At 47.1% G+C, this 16560-nt stretch carries 15 protein-coding genes; 1 reads left to right on the forward strand and 14 read right to left on the reverse strand.

Going from position 1 to position 16560, the window contains the following annotated elements; translation table 11 throughout:
- Positions 1 to 19 precede the first annotated feature (19 nt).
- The 3 genes from pilV to dnaB form a co-directional block, all read right to left on the reverse strand.
- On the reverse strand, positions 20 to 679 hold the full coding sequence (gene pilV, locus BN3003_RS17465) for a type IV pilus modification protein PilV (RefSeq protein WP_058357893.1): 660 nt from the start codon (positions 677 to 679) through the stop codon (positions 20 to 22).
- Between the two features lie 37 nt (positions 680 to 716).
- On the reverse strand, positions 717 to 1382 hold the full coding sequence (locus tag BN3003_RS19175) for a GspH/FimT family pseudopilin (protein WP_058357894.1): 666 nt from the start codon (positions 1380 to 1382) through the stop codon (positions 717 to 719).
- 134 nt (positions 1383 to 1516) lie between these two features.
- A complete protein-coding gene (dnaB, locus tag BN3003_RS17475) occupies positions 1517 to 2932 on the reverse strand; it encodes a replicative DNA helicase (RefSeq protein WP_058357895.1) in 1416 nt (471 codons plus the stop codon).
- Between the two features lie 195 nt (positions 2933 to 3127).
- On the opposite strand from dnaB, the gene BN3003_RS17480 reads away from it, so the two are divergent.
- Positions 3128 to 3709, forward strand: coding sequence for a superoxide dismutase (locus BN3003_RS17480; RefSeq protein WP_058358104.1), 582 nt, complete (start codon positions 3128 to 3130; stop codon positions 3707 to 3709).
- A gap of 920 nt (positions 3710 to 4629) precedes the next feature.
- Here BN3003_RS17480 and BN3003_RS19280 read toward each other — a convergent pair.
- The 11 genes from BN3003_RS19280 to BN3003_RS17545 form a co-directional block, all read right to left on the reverse strand.
- A complete protein-coding gene (locus BN3003_RS19280) occupies positions 4630 to 6471 on the reverse strand; it encodes a peptidyl-prolyl cis-trans isomerase (RefSeq protein WP_058357898.1) in 1842 nt (613 codons plus the stop codon).
- Positions 6472 to 6546: 75 nt separating this feature from the next.
- Complete coding sequence (locus tag BN3003_RS17500) at positions 6547 to 6816, reverse strand: HU family DNA-binding protein (RefSeq protein WP_058357899.1); 270 nt, start codon at positions 6814 to 6816, stop codon at positions 6547 to 6549.
- A gap of 176 nt (positions 6817 to 6992) precedes the next feature.
- A complete protein-coding gene (gene lon, locus BN3003_RS17505) occupies positions 6993 to 9470 on the reverse strand; it encodes an endopeptidase La (RefSeq protein WP_058357900.1) in 2478 nt (825 codons plus the stop codon).
- Between the two features lie 120 nt (positions 9471 to 9590).
- Positions 9591 to 10394 carry a hypothetical protein gene (locus tag BN3003_RS17510; protein ID WP_058357901.1) on the reverse strand — a complete coding sequence of 268 codons (804 nt, stop codon included), beginning with the start codon at positions 10392 to 10394 and terminating at the stop codon, positions 9591 to 9593.
- Positions 10395 to 10503: 109 nt separating this feature from the next.
- Positions 10504 to 11298 (reverse strand): hypothetical protein, encoded by a 795-nt coding sequence (locus BN3003_RS17515; RefSeq protein ID WP_058357902.1) that lies wholly within the window; start codon positions 11296 to 11298, stop codon positions 10504 to 10506.
- 22 nt (positions 11299 to 11320) lie between these two features.
- A complete protein-coding gene (locus BN3003_RS17520; RefSeq protein WP_147645461.1) occupies positions 11321 to 11896 on the reverse strand; it encodes a hypothetical protein in 576 nt (191 codons plus the stop codon).
- Between the two features lie 9 nt (positions 11897 to 11905).
- Positions 11906 to 12091: a hypothetical protein gene (locus BN3003_RS17525; protein WP_058357904.1), complete on the reverse strand. Its 186-nt coding sequence runs from the start codon at positions 12089 to 12091 to the stop codon at positions 11906 to 11908.
- 132 nt (positions 12092 to 12223) lie between these two features.
- Entirely contained in the window at positions 12224 to 13510 is a 1287-nt protein-coding gene (clpX, locus tag BN3003_RS17530) for an ATP-dependent Clp protease ATP-binding subunit ClpX (protein ID WP_058357905.1), read from the reverse strand.
- Entirely contained in the window at positions 13507 to 14127 is a 621-nt protein-coding gene (gene clpP, locus BN3003_RS17535; protein ID WP_058357906.1) for an ATP-dependent Clp endopeptidase proteolytic subunit ClpP, read from the reverse strand. Before clpP ends, clpX begins: the two co-directional genes overlap by 4 nt.
- Positions 14128 to 14208: 81 nt before the next feature.
- The gene (gene tig, locus BN3003_RS17540; RefSeq protein ID WP_058357907.1) at positions 14209 to 15522 is read right to left on the reverse strand and encodes a trigger factor; all 1314 of its coding nucleotides are present in this window, start codon (positions 15520 to 15522) and stop codon (positions 14209 to 14211) included.
- A gap of 165 nt (positions 15523 to 15687) precedes the next feature.
- Positions 15688 to 16548 carry a DUF1853 family protein gene (locus BN3003_RS17545; protein ID WP_058357908.1) on the reverse strand — a complete coding sequence of 287 codons (861 nt, stop codon included), beginning with the start codon at positions 16546 to 16548 and terminating at the stop codon, positions 15688 to 15690.
- Between the last annotated feature and the right edge of the window lie 12 nt (positions 16549 to 16560).

Below are 16560 nucleotides of genomic sequence, written 5' to 3' on the forward strand. Positions count from 1 at the left end.
TTGCTCACTAAATTATTCTCTATTGACCTAAAGTGGCTTGATAGCCATATAAAACAGCATTGTCTTTCAGTTTCAAACCTGAGTTTTGATATTTTTCAATATCTTCAACTTCTTGTGTCCACATGACTTTAATGACAGTATTCTCCCCACTCCCACCACATTCAATTGCAGTTCCTGCTGTATTTAATTGAGGCACTTTTGCTGAATCTGCAGAAGTTTCTTTACACATTTTCCAGTCGACAATTGCAGCGTTTGGAATTTGACTGATGCGTTTTACAAATGTACACAACTGTGCCGCTGCAATGGTATCTTTATCGATCCCAGTTGAAATATTCGTTACGTTTCCAGAAATCATAGACTGATCTTGATTACAAGAAGCCCCTGCCGCTTTAATAACACTGTAACTGTTTGTGTAACTTTCAAAACTTCGGGTCATCATTTCATCCCCTGAACTTAACGTTGATAACGTCAAATTTGGGTTCATCATCATACCTTCTAACAAAGTATCAGTTGCTTGTGCAACTATCGTTTGATTTTCCGCTTCACGCGCCGTCATTACAGTCTTAACTTGCATGGATACTAAAGCTAATAGGCCAAAACCCAACACGAAAACTGATACCAAAACTTCTAACAATGTTGAACCTTTTTGTTCTGTCTTGATAACATAACGTTGTTTCATATTCATTCCATTTCTATTATCTGAACCAGTTAAAATATCAAGACTCAAACTTGCATAACTTCGCAATTTTATTCCCAGAATTTTCTTTCTTAGCCTTTACACCGCAATTAATTACACGCCCTACTGGATCAAGTAACCCAACACTAGAAATCGTACTGTTATCCATGGATATCACACTCATTTGAAGAAAATTGCTGCCAATCAAAAATTCATCATCTGTACTACTTCCAACTCGCACTCCTACCTGGCCGTTAGGATAAAATTGTACAACGGGATTAGAACTTAAAGATGTACCTGAAACTGTGTTAGGCATTGCTTCGACATTGATAGTAACAACGGACTTCTGATTGCTATTTGGACTTTGAGTGACACGAATATTGATGTCTTTACCAGCTGTATAAGAATGATCACCATCCACATCACCAAATAGAAAAAGCCCTTCACTCCAATTCGCACCACAACCATTAGTTGTTAGTTGACCTGCCGAACTAAGATTTGCACCGCAGGCAACAACAGGAATATTCTGCCGAATCGCTTCATTTCGAGCAAAAGTTAAAGTGTTCATATATTTATTAACTGAACTTTTTACCTGTTGCTTTTCTATGAATGTTCCCATTGCAGGTAATGCGATAGCAGCCATGATTGCCATAACCGCAATGGTCACCATCAACTCAATTAACGTAAAACCAGTTTCTTTTCTCATCGCCTAACCTTATCGGGCATTTTACAGTGAGGATTCTTTACAATTACTTGCAGTATAGAGACATGCATTTCAATACTGAATTCATACCAGACCAATGGCACCTAGTCTAGATAAACGTTTTGCTATTAGGATATTTATTCATCATCAAATCCACCTTCAGGGATAGCGGCATTGTCAAACTTGGCAAACTGACCCAAGAATGTCAAATGCACTTTTCCTGTCGGGCCATTACGGTGTTTGGCGATAATGGCCTCAGCCAAACCTTTAAACTGTGTGTCTGGATTGTAATATTCGTCGCGGTACATAAAAATAATGATGTCTGCATCTTGCTCAATCGCGCCAGACTCTCGCAAGTCTGACATCATTGGGCGCTTATCGGTCCGTTGTTCTACTGAGCGAGACAATTGCGATAAAGCAATCACCGGCACACTCAACTCTTTGGCCAAACCTTTCAATGAGCGCGAAATTTCGCCCAATTCAGAAGCCCTATTGTCACTGCTGCGGCCTGAACCCGACATCAATTGCAAATAGTCGATGACAATCAAACCCAATTTGCCACCGTATTGGCGCGCCAAACGTCGCGCCCTAGCGCGCAATTCCAGCGCCGTTAAACCAGGGGTTTCATCTATGTACATCGGTGCGTCGGACAATTTCACTACGGCTTCATTGAGTTTGTTCCAATGTTCGTCACCCAATTGGCCTGTACGCAAGACATGTTGATCCAAGCGTCCTACCGATCCCAACATACGCATTACCAATTGCGTACCGCCCATCTCCATCGAGAATACCGCCACAGGCAAATGCTCATTAACAGCCACATGTTCGGCGATATTCATCGAAAATGCGGTTTTACCCATAGAAGGACGGCCAGCCACAATAATCAAGTCTCCCACTTGTAGACCCGACGTACGTTTATCTAAATCAATAAAACCGGTAGAAGTGCCTGTTACCTCATCAGGATTGTCGCGTGAATACAGCATATCGATGCGTTCAACCACTTCTTTGAGCAAATTAGGCATTTTTAAGAAGCCTTGCTGACCACGACTGTTGCTCTCAGCAATTTGAAACACTTGGTTTTCAGCTTCATCCAACAATTGACTGGCTTCACGACCTTGCGGGTTACGCGCCATTTCAGCAATTTCGGTTCCGACCTTGGCCAATTGGCGCCTGACCGAACGCTCGCGCACGATTTCCGCATAACGGCGGATGTTGGCCGCAGAAGGTGTGTTTTGCGCCAAACTGATTAAATACGGTAAACCACCGACAGCAGCCAATTCATCTTGTTGCTGCAATTGCTCTTGTACTGTCACCACGTCGGCAGGACGCGATAACTCTATCAATCTGGCAATGGCACGAAACACATAGCGGTGTTCTTGGCGGTAAAAATCTTCTTCGGTCAAAATGTCCGCAATGCGGTCATAAGCACTGTTTTCCAGCAATAAGCCACCCAAAACAGACTGTTCTGCTTCCACTGAGTGCGGCGGCAAGGATACGGCCATGACTTCATCATGAACAGCATCGTAATCGGGTGAATCAAAAGACTCAGACATGGTAATCCCCAAACAAATATACCAACATTTTAACATTGTTTGGTAAGCGCTTAAATCGAATAAACTTTGAACCTTAAGTTCTAAGCCCAGTCTGCTCGCATGGCTTACTTTATAGGTGAAAAAGCAGTAGAATAGGTAAGCAACATAATAGTTAATATGTTTAATTGATTAATGATGGATGATACGGAGTCACTCATGGAACACAAATTACCAGTTTTGCCATATGCTTTAGATGCTTTGGAACCACACTTGTCTAAAGAAACTTTGGAATACCACTACGGTAAACACCATCAAACCTACATCACCAACTTGAACAACCAAATCAAAGGCACTGAATTCGAAGAATTGTCTTTGGAAGAAATCGTGAAAAAATCTTCAGGTGGCATGTTCAACAACGCCGCACAAACTTGGAACCACACCTTCTACTGGTTGGGCTTCACTCCTAAAGGCGAAGGCAAACCTGCTGGTGATTTGGCTGCTGCCATCGATGCCAAATGGGGTTCTTTCGAGAAGTTCCAAGAAGCGTTTAATACCGTTGCTGCCGGCACTTTCGGCTCAGGTTGGGCTTGGTTGGTAAAAACCCCAGCTGGCGAATTGGACTTGGTATCTACCAGCAATGCCGCTACCCCATTGACCACTGACAACACTGCTTTGTTGACTTGTGACGTGTGGGAACACGCTTACTACATCGACTACCGCAACAGCCGTCCTAACTACTTAAAAGGCTTCTGGGAAATCGTTAACTGGGCTGAAGTAGCAAAACGCTTTGCTGCTTAATTCTGATTTATCAGATTAAAGCCTAAGTAATGATAGCGGCCTGTAAAGTTTACAGGCCGCTTTATTGTTTCTGTCTTAAGCATTTTCTTTTGTTTGTTCTGTACCTTCCGACCCTGCTCACACCCGCGCAAAAAACATGCTGACTTGCAATAGATAGTCATATTGGCTTTGGGATATCGCACACGCGCATGCGCAATCTAACCTTCACATAGCAAAACTACGGTCATTCATATTCTCCTGCCACCCACTCACCTGAACCTATGATGGCCAAACAGCAAAACGCCAATAAGCCCCAACCACAAACCAGGCTGACTCGTCTGCGTGTATGGTATTTGTTTGGAGGTCTGGTATTTCTCACCTTGGCGTTTGAAAAACTCAGCCATGCACAGAAAAAACACACTCGTGGCCACCATGAGTAAATACATCAGCAGTGATATTTGCATATGAGCCCCTCCTCTTATTCGCGCACACGAATGAGTGCGTTACCGCCTTTTAGATGACATCACATCACAAGACGCTGCTAGCTTTTTCTGTGTGTATTGCGCTTACTGCTCATAATAGACTCAACACCGATACTGACAATCTATTGCTAAATCCATTATGCAGGCTCAGGCTTCAAAGCCCTATCACCTTCCTGCTTGCTTACCAAGACAAGGCACTTATCATGACTGTGCAATCGCCTCTTATAGAGAACAAAATAAGAATAAGCGCTCCAGCAGACAACAAATAAGCTTGGTATGCGCGCACATGCGTGTGCCCATCTGCATCTTGCCAGCGCAGACTTAGCTGACAAGCACACAGGCTCTAGAGACCTATCATTTTAGCCATCGCATTTAGGGTATTAATCGCAATGAAAGCCATATAAATAAAGCGGCCTGTAAATGCTTACAGGCCGCTTCTTAATTTAATACGGTAATTGCTTAAGACTCAGAAGTGAGTTTTTGAGAACCAAGGACTTCTTTGAACTGGGTTTTCAGATAATTGATAAAGCCCATCAAGGTACCGTCGTTTTGGTTTTTCGCCAGCACATTCTTCATTTGATCATGCAACTCTGGCTGATCAGCCGCTTCACCAATTTTGTCCACCGCCACCAACACCGGTGCAGGCAAACCAGTTAGCAAGGTATAGCCGGGTTTGCCATTCACAGGGCTGACCGCAATCAATTCACGATACGCTTCTGGTGGCATGGTTTGCTGTGCTTGTTGTGGTGTTAACTCAGCCGCAGCCGACCATTTCAAGTCTACCGTTTCGCCTTTTTGCAATTTGGCCAAGGCATCTTTGGCTGCCGCCGCCGCCAATTTACCGCCTTCGGTCATCAATACCGCCTCTTTAACGCTTTCTTTTGCCTGTTCCAGCGTTAATTGGGTTTCAGGTCGCACTTCTTTGACTTGCACCACCCAATAGGTATTTTGGCCCACATCAATGGGCTCAGATACTTTTTTGTCTTTGATGGTTTTGGCATCAAACAACACTTTTTGCAAAGCTTCTGGCATTTGTGCCGACTTGGCTTGCGCTTCACTCACCCAATCACCCACAGGTTGCAGTTTCAGGCCGGTTTCTTTCGCCACAGCCGCAATGTCACTACCATGTTTCACTGCCGCGTCTACCAATTGCTTTTTCTTGGCATCGACAGCGGTTTTGATTTTTTCTTGCTGCAAAGTGTGGATGATGTCGGCTTTTTGGCTGTCAAAACCTTGGCTCACTTCCAACACTTTTAAAATGTGGTAACCGAATTGGGTTTCAACCAAATCGCTGACCTCACCTTGTTTCAAGGCAAAAGCTGCGTCTTCAAATGGTTTCACCATGGTGCCATCTTTGGCAAAGAAGCCCAAATCACCACCGTTTGGCGCAGAACCAGGGTCTTGTGAATACTGTTTGGCCAAGGCCGCAAAATCAGCAGGCTTGGCTTTCACTTTCGCCAATACCTCAGCCGCTTTGGCTTTGGCAGCCGCTTTGGCCTTATCATCCGCACCTTGTGGGAAAGCCACTAAGATGTGCGCCACATGGCGTTTGGCCGGTAAAGTGGCTTGATTTTTATCGAAGTAAGCCTTGGCTTCGGCATCGCTGACTTGAATTTGTTTGATGACATCATTGCCATTTAACACGATAAAGTCGAATTTCAAGCCTTGAGGCTGTTTGAAATTGGCCTTATGGGCATCGTAATATGCTTGCAAAGCCTTGTCTGAGGTGTCTACTTTGTCAAAAAATTGGTTTTGACTGAAGGTAAACGTGCGCACTGTGCGTGGCGCTTCAAACAAATGGATGGCTTGTTTGATTTGACTGTCCGCGATGATTTGGCTGGACTGAATCAAATTGAACATCGCTTGCAAGGTGAAATCGCTGCGCAAATTGTCCAAGAACGGCTCTTCTTTCAGATTGTTCTTGGCCAAGTAATCCTTGTACAAACTCTCTTTGAACACACCGTTTTCTTGGAAAGCGGTTTGTTGCATGATGATTTTTTTCAATTGCTCATCAGACACCACCACGCCCATGCGCTTCGCACCCTCAAGCAAATACGCTTGTTGGGTTAAGGCAGTGAGGATGTCTTTTTGCACTTGGTCGGTAATCTCACCATCACGCTGTTTGGCAATTTCACGTAATTTTTCCAAAGTGACCGGTTGATCACCTACTTTGACCAGATAACTGTCGCTTGCAACCGCGCCAGAACCCGCAACCACACCGCCAGCAACCACAAAAGTTAAGCCAATCACACCCAAAACGATTTTGGAAGCGGTGGAATATTTTTGAACAAAATCAAACATGATGGTATTCGTACCTTACAATAAGAAAAAAAAGGTGAACCAATTGTTCACCTTTTCATTAACGGCTATATGCCATTATAAAGCGTCTTTCAAAGCCTTACCAGCGCGGAATTTTGGTGATTTCGCAGCTGCAATGGTGATTTCCTCACCAGTTTTAGGATTGCGGCCTTTACGCTCAGCGCGTTCACCCACATAAAAGGTGCCAAAGCCTACCAAAGTAACGGTATCACCACTTTTTAAAGCTTCGGTAACGGCTGCAACCATACCGTCCAAAGCCTTGCCAGCAGCTGCTTTAGAAATATCCGCACTTTGTGCGATTGCATCAATGAGTTCAGACTTATTCACAATGAAAGTCCCTTTCTGTGGTTTATTCGTTGATAGAAATTATCGCTCTAAGCTTAAGCAATTCAATCCATACACGCTTTATAACAAGCCTAAAAACAGCATGTCAAGTGAGTGAGTGGTATTGCCGCTATTTTTACCACTGTTTTACCCACTCGCACACTATTGTTTGACAAAACTTAGTGCTTGGTCGCTTTACTGCGCGTTTTTGCAACAGATTTCTCTTTTGCAACCGGCAATTCCGCCGCCACTTCTTCACTGCCTTCTTCCCATATTTTCGGGGTTTCAGCCAAGCCCAAAGCCAATACTTCGTCTATCCATTGTACCGGATGGATGGTCAATTCTTGTTTCACATTGTCGGGAATTTCTTCCAAATCTTTGACGTTGTCTTTCGGAATCAACACATGTTTGATGCCACCACGCAAAGCCGCCAACAACTTCTCTTTCAGGCCGCCAATAGGCAATACTTCACCGCGCAAGGTAATCTCACCGGTCATGGCCACATCGGCACGCACAGGGATGCCTGTCAGCGCCGATACCATCGCCAACGTCATGGCAATGCCGGCACTAGGGCCGTCTTTCGGCGTCGCACCTTCAGGTACGTGCACGTGCATATCGTGCTTCTCATAAAAGTCTGGTGCAATGCCTACTGAAGCCGCACGCGTGCGCACCACGCTCATCGCCGCCGTAATCGACTCCAACATCACATCACCGAGTTTACCGGTGCGGATGATGTTGCCCTTGCCTTTTAAGGCTGTTGCTTCGACAGTCAACAATTCGCCACCGACTTCCGTCCATGCCAAACCTGTTACTTGACCAATGCGGTTCTCCGATTCGGCCACGCCGAAATCAAAGCGGCGCACACCCAAATAATCGTGCAAATTGGCCGCACTCACCACAATGGCAGCAGCAGTATCGGCTTTCACCTTGGCTTTGGCGGCTTTGGTTTTGGCCTTGTCTTCCGCCAATACCTGCTCCATCACCACTTTACGGGCAATGCGGGCGATTTCGCGATTGAGCGAACGCACACCAGCTTCACGCGTGTAATAGCGCACAATGTCGCGCACTGCCGATTCTTCAATCACCACTTCGTTTTCTTTGACACCATTGGCTTTGATTTGCTTAGGCACCAAATACTGCATGGCAATATTCACTTTTTCGTCTTCGGTATAGCCCGACAAACGGATGATTTCCATGCGGTCTAACAAGGCCGAAGGAATGTCCAAAGTGTTGGAAGTGGCAATGAACATCACGTCCGACAAATCGTATTCGACTTCCGCATAATGGTCGACAAAACTGTGGTTTTGCTCAGGGTCCAAGACCTCAAGCAAGGCACTGGCTGGGTCGCCACGGAAGTCTTGGCCCATTTTGTCGATCTCATCGAGCAAGAACAATGGGTTTTTCACACCGACTTTGGTCATGTTTTGCAGGATTTTGCCCGGCATAGAACCAATATAGGTACGGCGGTGACCGCGGATTTCGCTTTCATCGCGCACACCACCCAAGGCCATGCGCACGTATTGGCGGCCTGTAGCCTTGGCAATCGACTCACCCAACGAGGTTTTACCCACACCTGGAGGGCCTACCAAGCACAAAATCGGGCCTTTAATGCGGTCAACGCGTTTTTGTACCGCCAAAAATTCCAACACCCGCTCTTTGACTTTTTCCAAGCCATAGTGGTCGGCATTCAAGACCAATTCCGCTTTGGCGATGTCTTTGCTGACGCGGCTTTTTTTCTTCCACGGCAAATCCACCAAGGTGTCGATGTAATTGCGCACCACCGTTGATTCGGCCGACATCGGCGGCATCATTTGCAGCTTTTTGAATTCGGCCAAGGCTTTTTCCTCGGCTTCTTTGCTCATGCCTGCGGTTTTGATTTTTTGTTCCAGCGCTTCCAATTCGCCGCGCTCATCGCCTTCGCCCAGTTCTTTTTGAATCGCTTTCACTTGCTCATTCAAATAATACTCGCGCTGCGATTTTTCCATCTGGCGTTTCACACGACCACGGATGCGTTTTTCCACTTGCAAGATGTCCAACTCAGCTTCGAGTTGTTGCAACAAGGCGTCCAAACGCTCAGACACATTCAACATGCCCAGCAATTCTTGGCGCTGTTCCAATTTGATTTGCAAATGCGCAGCCACCGTGTCTACCAAACGGCTGGTGTCTTCAATGCCATTGACGGTATTGATGACTTCCGATGGGATTTTTTTATTCAGTTTGCTCAATTGCTCAAATTGCGACAATAAGGCACGGCGCATTGCTTCGGTGTCGACAGGGTCGTCTTGAAACTCTTGCACACGCTCAACGCTGGCGACGAAATAGTCTTGCTCACTATCGTTTAAAGACACCACTTGCGCGCGTTCTACGCCTTCGACCAAGACTTTGACCGTGCCATCAGGCAGTTTCAACATTTGCAACACATTGGCGATGGTGCCCATTTGGTGCAAATCTTTGGCCCTAGGATCTTCGTCGCTCGGGTTTAACTGCGCCAACAAGAAGACTGGTTCATCCTTATCCATTGCCGCTTCCAAAGCCGCAATCGACTTGTCCCGTCCCACAAACAACGGAATCACCATGAATGGGTATACCACCACATCGCGCAGTGGCAGCATGGGCAGGGTTTGTTTATTTTTTGCAGCAGAAGATCGTCCAGTCATACTGTCTCATCTTTCTATACAGGGTTTATACATTGTTTTGCAAATGGGTATCATTGGATAAAATTCAAGCCCTGATGGTGCAATACACCCATATGCCTTGGAAGTGTTTGCTTTTGCTGTCTATTCTGTTACAGGCCACATGGAGCCGAATTTTTGTCGCTTCGCCAACAATACTTGTTGATACCGCTTGAGCGCTGCCCAACCTTGCTCGCGCTCATCCTGAGCATACAACAACACACCTTGTAACAAATCCGCAATCGGCGCACCCAAGGCAAACATCACCGAATCGTATGCCAAATACGCAGGCGCTGGGCGCTTCCAATACCAGCGTTGCTGCAGCTCATGCGCCAATCGCAGCGCCGCCATCATCGCCTCATCGCCATGAGCAATCAATTGCAATAAGGTGTCTACACTGTCTCTGCTGGCAAACCACGGCAAAAACACCTGTTCAAAGTCAGCCAACAATCCAGATACGGCCTGTAAATCATACAATTTCATCTCACCGACCCCGACAGGACGCAAAAGACCATCAGACACAGGCTCCACCTCTTGAATCGGCACATAATCGCCCAAACCATCGTCCACCTCATCCTCATCCCAACTGTGATGCTGCTGCAAAAATGCACACACATCCGCCACCTCAGCATCGTCATGCGCTTGTTCGGCCAACCATGCCCACAAGCAGCGCAAATCCACGCCCACACCAAGCGACACATGCCATTGCTGCTCAAATTCGGTCAACAATAAAGACTGTTTCACCCCCGCCACCGCCGCCGTGCGCACCAAATAAAAATTTTTTGTCACAGGATGCACACGATAAGCATGGTCACGATGCTCCGTCACCAATACCTGCTGCCCTCGCACCGGATAAACCTGAAAGCCGTATTGTTCGGCCAAAGCGGTAACACTGTCTGCGCTGTTCATGCGTCTCCCTGTCTATTAATAGCCGTATACTTATTTATGTGTAGGACTTGTTTTTTGGGTTTACAGGCCGCTTCATATGAAGCATGCGGCCTGTAATGCTGTTTCACCATCAAACTAATGGTGCAAATGGAATGAGATGCTCTGCCTCCAGTTTGGCCTTAAATTCATCGGCGTAGCGATGGGCAAACTTCTCTTTTTCAGCTGTGGGAATTTGACAATATTGCTCATAACGCTCTTCTTCTTGCTGCATCGCCAGTTCATATGCAGCGTCATCCTCAGGGTATTCTGATGGCCCCACCACTTGCAAATACTGCACATAATGGCCTAACTCGTGTGGCAATGTGCGGTATAACTGTGTGGCACGGGCATACTTAGCTGTCATGTTCGCACGCAAACCGCGTTTGTCTGCTGTGAATTCATGGCCATCGGCAATCAGACGCTGCATTTCCACTTGGTCATCAAGCACCAATTTTCGGCGCCAGCGGATGCTAGAATTTAAATCAACCGCTTCTAAAATGATGGCAGGGAAATACGCGCCCTCAAACTCATAAGAATAAAGCAACCTGCCCCACACAGGTTCTAAAATGACTTCTTTGCGCTTGGGCTGTCTGAAGATGACCCATTTCAACTCACCATAGTCGCTGGCAGGAAGGTGGGACAAGATATACACCACATCGGCGACCGAACACACATGACAAAATCCTGCCGTGGTTTCCTCAAGCACAAACACAAACTCATGCCCATTGATGGTGTGCTTTTCTTTGCGATATTTGCCCAAACGCTCATAAAAAGCACGGCTGTCACTGCTGCTCTTACACCAATCATGGATGGTCAAGCGATTGTTTTGCCCGTGGCCTTGCTTCTTGGTACCAATATTGCGATTGCGTCTGACAGGATTGCCCATACTCATCTCCTCAACTCAAGCTTTACAGGCCGCATTCAGATACTTGGTGGCCGGCTTGTTGCCGCATATGTTGATACTGCAACAAAGCGGCTCGTCCTTGCACCCTATGACCATTGCAATACCACAACAGCCCTTGCAATAACTGCGCCAGCGCTGAGTCCAAGGCAAACATCATTGATTCATAATCGGTGTTAGCTAACGGCTGTTGCTGCCAAAACCAGCGCCGCTTTGATGCAAAACGGCGTGTCAACTCTGCCACCATCGCGGTATCACCTTGTTGAATCAGAGTTATCAAAGCAGCGACCTGTTGACGCTGTGCAAACCAAGGCACAAAGACATGTTCAAAGTCGGCCAATAAGTCTGTTGCGGCCTGTAAGCTGTACAATTTCTTGGCCCCCACTCCAATCGGGCGCAGACCACCATCAGGCAATGGTTCTACCGATTGAATGTGCAAAAACATGCCCAAACCATCGTCCACATATTCATCACCGTCTTCATTCATCGCTTCATCTGCGTCGTCCCAACCATATTCTTGCCGCAACAGCGACCACAACTCAATATCTTCAGCATACTCATGCGCTAAATTCTGCTGTGCCAACACCCGCCACTAGGCATGCACATCAAAGCCTGTGCCCAGCGACACCTGCCAGCGTTGTTCAAACTCGCTCAAGATGATTTTCTGTTTTAAGCCCACAGTGGCGGCATCACGCACCCAATAATGACTGCCGCGCACGGGGAAATATTCAAATCCATACTGCTGCGCCAACTTACCCACACTGTCCAAAGCATTCATGCATACCATCCTCACTGATGTTTACAGGCCGCTTATCCATCATATAAGTGAGTTGTATTGCGTGCCAGCCTAAAAATCAAACAAAAAACGCCACTGTCAGACACAGTGGCGTTTTGATTTATCAAGCAAAACTTAGCTGGCGGCTTTTTTGCTGCTGGCTTTGCGTTTGGGTTTGGTTTCACCATCGTAAACCAACTCAGGTTTGGCAGCGTCGTCGATAACAGCTTGGTTCACGATGACTTTTTTCAAGCCCTCGTGTTTCAAGTCGGGCAACAAATACATGGTTTCGAGCAAGACCGATTCCATGATGGAACGCAAACCGCGTGCGCCGGTTTTGCGCGCCAAGGCCAATTTGGCAATCGAGCGCAAAGCCGATGGCAAGAATTCCAATTCCACCCCTTCCATGCCAAACAACACTTGGTATTGTTTCACCAAGGCATTTTTCGGCTCGGTCAAGATTTCTATCATCGCCGCTTCGTCCAATTCGTTCAAAGTGGTGATGACAGGCAAACGACCGATTAACTCAGGGATTAAACCGAATTTAATCAAATCTTCAGGCTCAACGTTTTTAAACAATTCGCCTACCGATTTGCTTTCGTCTTTGCTGACCACTTCGGCGCCAAAACCAATGCCACCTTTTTCAGAGCGACGGCGGATGATTTTGTCCAAACCATCAAACGCACCGCCACACACAAACAAGATATTGGTGGTATCGACTTCGATAAACTCTTGATTAGGATGTTTGCGGCCACCTTGTGGCGGCACAGACGCAACTGTACCTTCCACCAGTTTCAGCAAGGCTTGCTGCACGCCCTCACCCGACACATCGCGGGTAATCGATGGGTTTTCGCTTTTGCGCGCAATCTTGTCGATTTCATCGATGTAAACAATGCCGCGTTGGGCTTTTTCCACATCGAAATCGCATTTGCTGAGCAATTTGGTGATGATTTGTTCCACGTCTTCACCGACATAACCGGCTTCGGTCAAAGTGGTGGCATCGGCCATCACAAACGGCACGTTGAGTTTGCGAGCCAAAGTTTGCGCGAGCAAGGTTTTACCCGAACCAGTCGGCCCTACCAACAAGATATTGCTTTTCGACAATTCCACTTCGTCTTGTTTGGCATGCGGGTAACGCAAGCGTTTGTAATGGTTGTACACTGCCACTGCCAATGATTTCTTGGCCGCATCTTGACCGATGACGTGATCGTTCAGGCTCACCACCATTTGCGCTGGCGTAGGCAAATCCTCGTCTGACCATTCGGTCACGGTGCTGGCATCATCGTCGCTAGACTGTTCAAACAACACGCTACAGGCCGCCACGCACTCGTTACAAATGCAACCTTGCTGACCTTCAATCAGATTGCGAACTTCGTTTTCGTTCTTACCGCAAAACGAGCATTCTTTTAATTTATCACTCATGCTTTTACGCTATCTCGGCTGTTAATCACTTGATCGATCAAACCATATTTATGGGCATCGTCTGCAGACATAAAGTTATCACGGTCGGTGTCTTTTTCCAATTGCGCCAAACGCTTGCCGGTGTGTTCAGCCATCAATTCATTCAATTTTTGCTTGATTTTCATCAGCTCTTTGGCATGAATTTCGATGTCTGAAGCCTGACCTGACAAACCACCCAATAAGGGTTGATGGATCATAATGCGGCTGTTAGGCAAGGCAAAGCGTTTGCCTTTGGTACCGGCAGACAATAAAAAAGCACCCATACTGGCCGCTTGGCCCAAGCACAAGGTCGAAACATCGGGTTTGATGAAATTCATGGTGTCGTAAATCGACAAACCTGCGGTCACAGAACCACCAGGAGAATTGATGTACAGGTAGATGTCTTTGTCTGGATTTTCACTTTCCAAAAACAACATTTGCGCCACCACCAAGTTGGCGCTCTCATCGGTGACAGGGCCTACCATGAAAATAATGCGTTCTTTTAACAAGCGCGAATAAATATCGTAAGCGCGTTCGCCACGACCGCTTTGTTCCACCACCATAGGCACTAAGCCCAAAGACTCAATAGTCGGTTGCATCAGGTCTCACCTCTTGTCACGATAGTCAAAAAAAGCACCAAAACAACACCTGCTGTTTTGGTGCTTATGTATTGTTACTGATTAAGCAGCAGTATTGCCCATTACTTCGTCAAAAGACAAGACTTTGTCAGTCACTTTGGCTTTACCCAAAACGAATTCTACGACTTTGGCTTCGGTCGCCAAGGCCGCTGGACCTTGTTGACGTTCAGCATCACCCATATACCATTCAATCACTTCCGCTGGATCTTCGTAGCTTTCAGCAAATTCGGCCACGATGTCACGGATGTCGTCGTTGGTAGGTTGCAACTGTTGTTCTTCTACCAATTGCGCCAAGATCAAGCCCAATTTCACGCGACGGGTTGCTTGTTCAGTGAACATGTCAGCAGGCAATTCTGGCAATTGTTTGGCATCGAAACCTTGGTTGATGAAGTTTTGACGCGCGTCTTGCATCATGCGGCCAGTTTCTTCTTGTACCAACGCAGCAGGCACATCAAATTCGGTCACGGCCAACAAAGCGTCCATTACCGCAGCTTTGTTTTTCTCAGCCACGCGACGGTTTACTTCGCGAGACACGTTTTTCTTCACTTCGTCGCGCATTTTGGCCACGTCGCCGTCAACGATGCCCAATTGTTTGGCAAATTCTTCGTTTACTTCTGGCAAAGTCGCTTCAGAAACATTGCGCACGGTGATGGTGAATACGGCAGTTTTACCGGCCACTTCTTTACCGTGGTAGTCTTCTGGGAAGCTCACTTCTACGTCTTTGCTTTCGCCTTCTTTCAAGCCTTCAACACCAGCTTCAAATTCTGGCAACATTTGACCTTGACCCAATACGAATGGGTAGTTTTCAGCAGAACCGCCATCGAAAGCCACGCCGTCAATTTTGCCAGCGAAATCGATGATGACACGGTCTTCTTTTTGCGCCGCACGTTCAACATGGTTGTAACGGGTGCGTTGACCGCGCAAAATTTCGATGGTTTTGTCAACTTCAGCATCGCTCACTTCGGTAGTGGCTTTTTCCACTTCTTGAGCAGACAAATCGCCCACTTTTACTTCTGGGAACACTTCAAATTGAGCATCAATTTTGAAGGTGTTTTCGTCGTCTTGGTTTTCCACTTCGTTAAAACGTGGCAAGCCAGCAACGCGCAATTTTTGAGCTTCAACCACTTCGTAGAAAGCTTTAACCACAGCGTCGTTCAACACTTCGTTGCGGATGTCAGCACCGTACATGGCATCAACCATTTTCAAAGGCGCTTTACCTGGACGGAAGCCTTGTACTTTTGCTTTGCGTTGGGTTTGAGACAATTTTTTGTCTACTGCAGCACGGATGCCTTCCCATGGCAAAGCCAAAGTGATTTTGCGGTTCAAGCCTTCCAAGTTTTCTACTGTTACGTCCATACCCATTAACCTTATCTGTTATTTAAATTAATCTTAACCACGCCCGCATCGGTTTACAGGACGCATATCAAAGCTCGCCCAGCCGTTATTTCTGCCAAAATGCCAAAAAACAGCTAGGACAAATAGTCCGCTAGTTTAGCATAATCGTATCAAATTGAAACCCGTCTACGCATTTTGCAAACACATCGCACGGCTGATTTCATGCCAATGCCCATCTGGCCGCAGTTGCAATTGTGCCCACCACACACTGTTCTCACTGCCGTCTTGACTGTGCGGCAGTGTCGCCTCAAGCGGCAAACGCAGCGGCGACAACAAGCGCTTCGATGGCACCGGCGCATAGCGACAGCCTTCTATGTGTGGCCACGCCGCTTGGTTTTCAAGGTAATCACCACGCCACGCATGCACATTAATCGGCGCAGCGACGGTATCGCCTTGCCAAAACCCCATGCCGCGCACAATCGATGCGGCCTGTAAATCCGCTTGCTGTATCTGATGTAGCTCACACCAAGCGGCAAACAAACCATGTTCATGCAAAGCCAATTGCTGCGTGAGTTTGGCGGCTTTGCTGGCCAAAGTGTCTTTGGCTTGTATGCCGCGCAAACCCTCGGGTGTGGCGCTGACATGGGCATAGTATTTACAGGTTAATTCCAAGTGGTACAGCCTATCGTTGATGCGCGTCACATAATCCAACGCGCCCACAGTCGGCGTTTGCGCCGTGGCTTGTAACACGATGTTCTGACCTAATAATTGGCAATGCGGCGCGTGCGCAAACCAAAACGCCAACAAATGCTCGGCATAAAAGCCCAAGCGGTGCGATTGCGGTTGGGCGGCCTGTAAATACTGGTATAAAGCCGCAGGCTGAGCATCCAAAGCGAGCAAATAGCGAAAGCCGCTGTCGCCTATCAGTTCGCGCCGCGACAATTCACAACCGCTGTGCCACAACGATGGCGCGGTGAGCAAACTGGCCAAATCGCGCACGGCGTCGCTTTTCAATTCCCACCACAAGGCATCCAATGAGTAATTCATGTCTTACAGGCC

Source organism: Vitreoscilla massiliensis (assembly GCF_001457815.1).
Classification (GTDB): Bacteria; Pseudomonadota; Gammaproteobacteria; order Burkholderiales; family Neisseriaceae; genus Vitreoscilla; species Vitreoscilla massiliensis.

Coding starts and splice junctions, on each gene's coding strand:
- pilV (WP_058357893.1), bottom strand. CDS start 679: ATGAAACAACGTTATGTTATCAAGACAGAACAAAAAGGTTCAACATTG.
- BN3003_RS19175 (WP_058357894.1), bottom strand. CDS start 1,382: ATGAGAAAAGAAACTGGTTTTACGTTAATTGAGTTGATGGTGACCATT.
- dnaB (WP_058357895.1), bottom strand. CDS start 2,932: ATGTCTGAGTCTTTTGATTCACCCGATTACGATGCTGTTCATGATGAA.
- BN3003_RS17480 (WP_058358104.1), top strand. CDS start 3,128: ATGGAACACAAATTACCAGTTTTGCCATATGCTTTAGATGCTTTGGAA.
- BN3003_RS19280 (WP_058357898.1), bottom strand. CDS start 6,471: ATGTTTGATTTTGTTCAAAAATATTCCACCGCTTCCAAAATCGTTTTG.
- lon (WP_058357900.1), bottom strand. CDS start 9,470: ATGACTGGACGATCTTCTGCTGCAAAAAATAAACAAACCCTGCCCATG.
- BN3003_RS17510 (WP_058357901.1), bottom strand. CDS start 10,394: ATGAACAGCGCAGACAGTGTTACCGCTTTGGCCGAACAATACGGCTTT.
- BN3003_RS17515 (WP_058357902.1), bottom strand. CDS start 11,298: ATGGGCAATCCTGTCAGACGCAATCGCAATATTGGTACCAAGAAGCAA.
- BN3003_RS17525 (WP_058357904.1), bottom strand. CDS start 12,091: ATGAATGCTTTGGACAGTGTGGGTAAGTTGGCGCAGCAGTATGGATTT.
- clpX (WP_058357905.1), bottom strand. CDS start 13,510: ATGAGTGATAAATTAAAAGAATGCTCGTTTTGCGGTAAGAACGAAAAC.
- clpP (WP_058357906.1), bottom strand. CDS start 14,127: ATGCAACCGACTATTGAGTCTTTGGGCTTAGTGCCTATGGTGGTGGAA.
- tig (WP_058357907.1), bottom strand. CDS start 15,522: ATGGACGTAACAGTAGAAAACTTGGAAGGCTTGAACCGCAAAATCACT.
- BN3003_RS17545 (WP_058357908.1), bottom strand. CDS start 16,548: ATGAATTACTCATTGGATGCCTTGTGGTGGGAATTGAAAAGCGACGCC.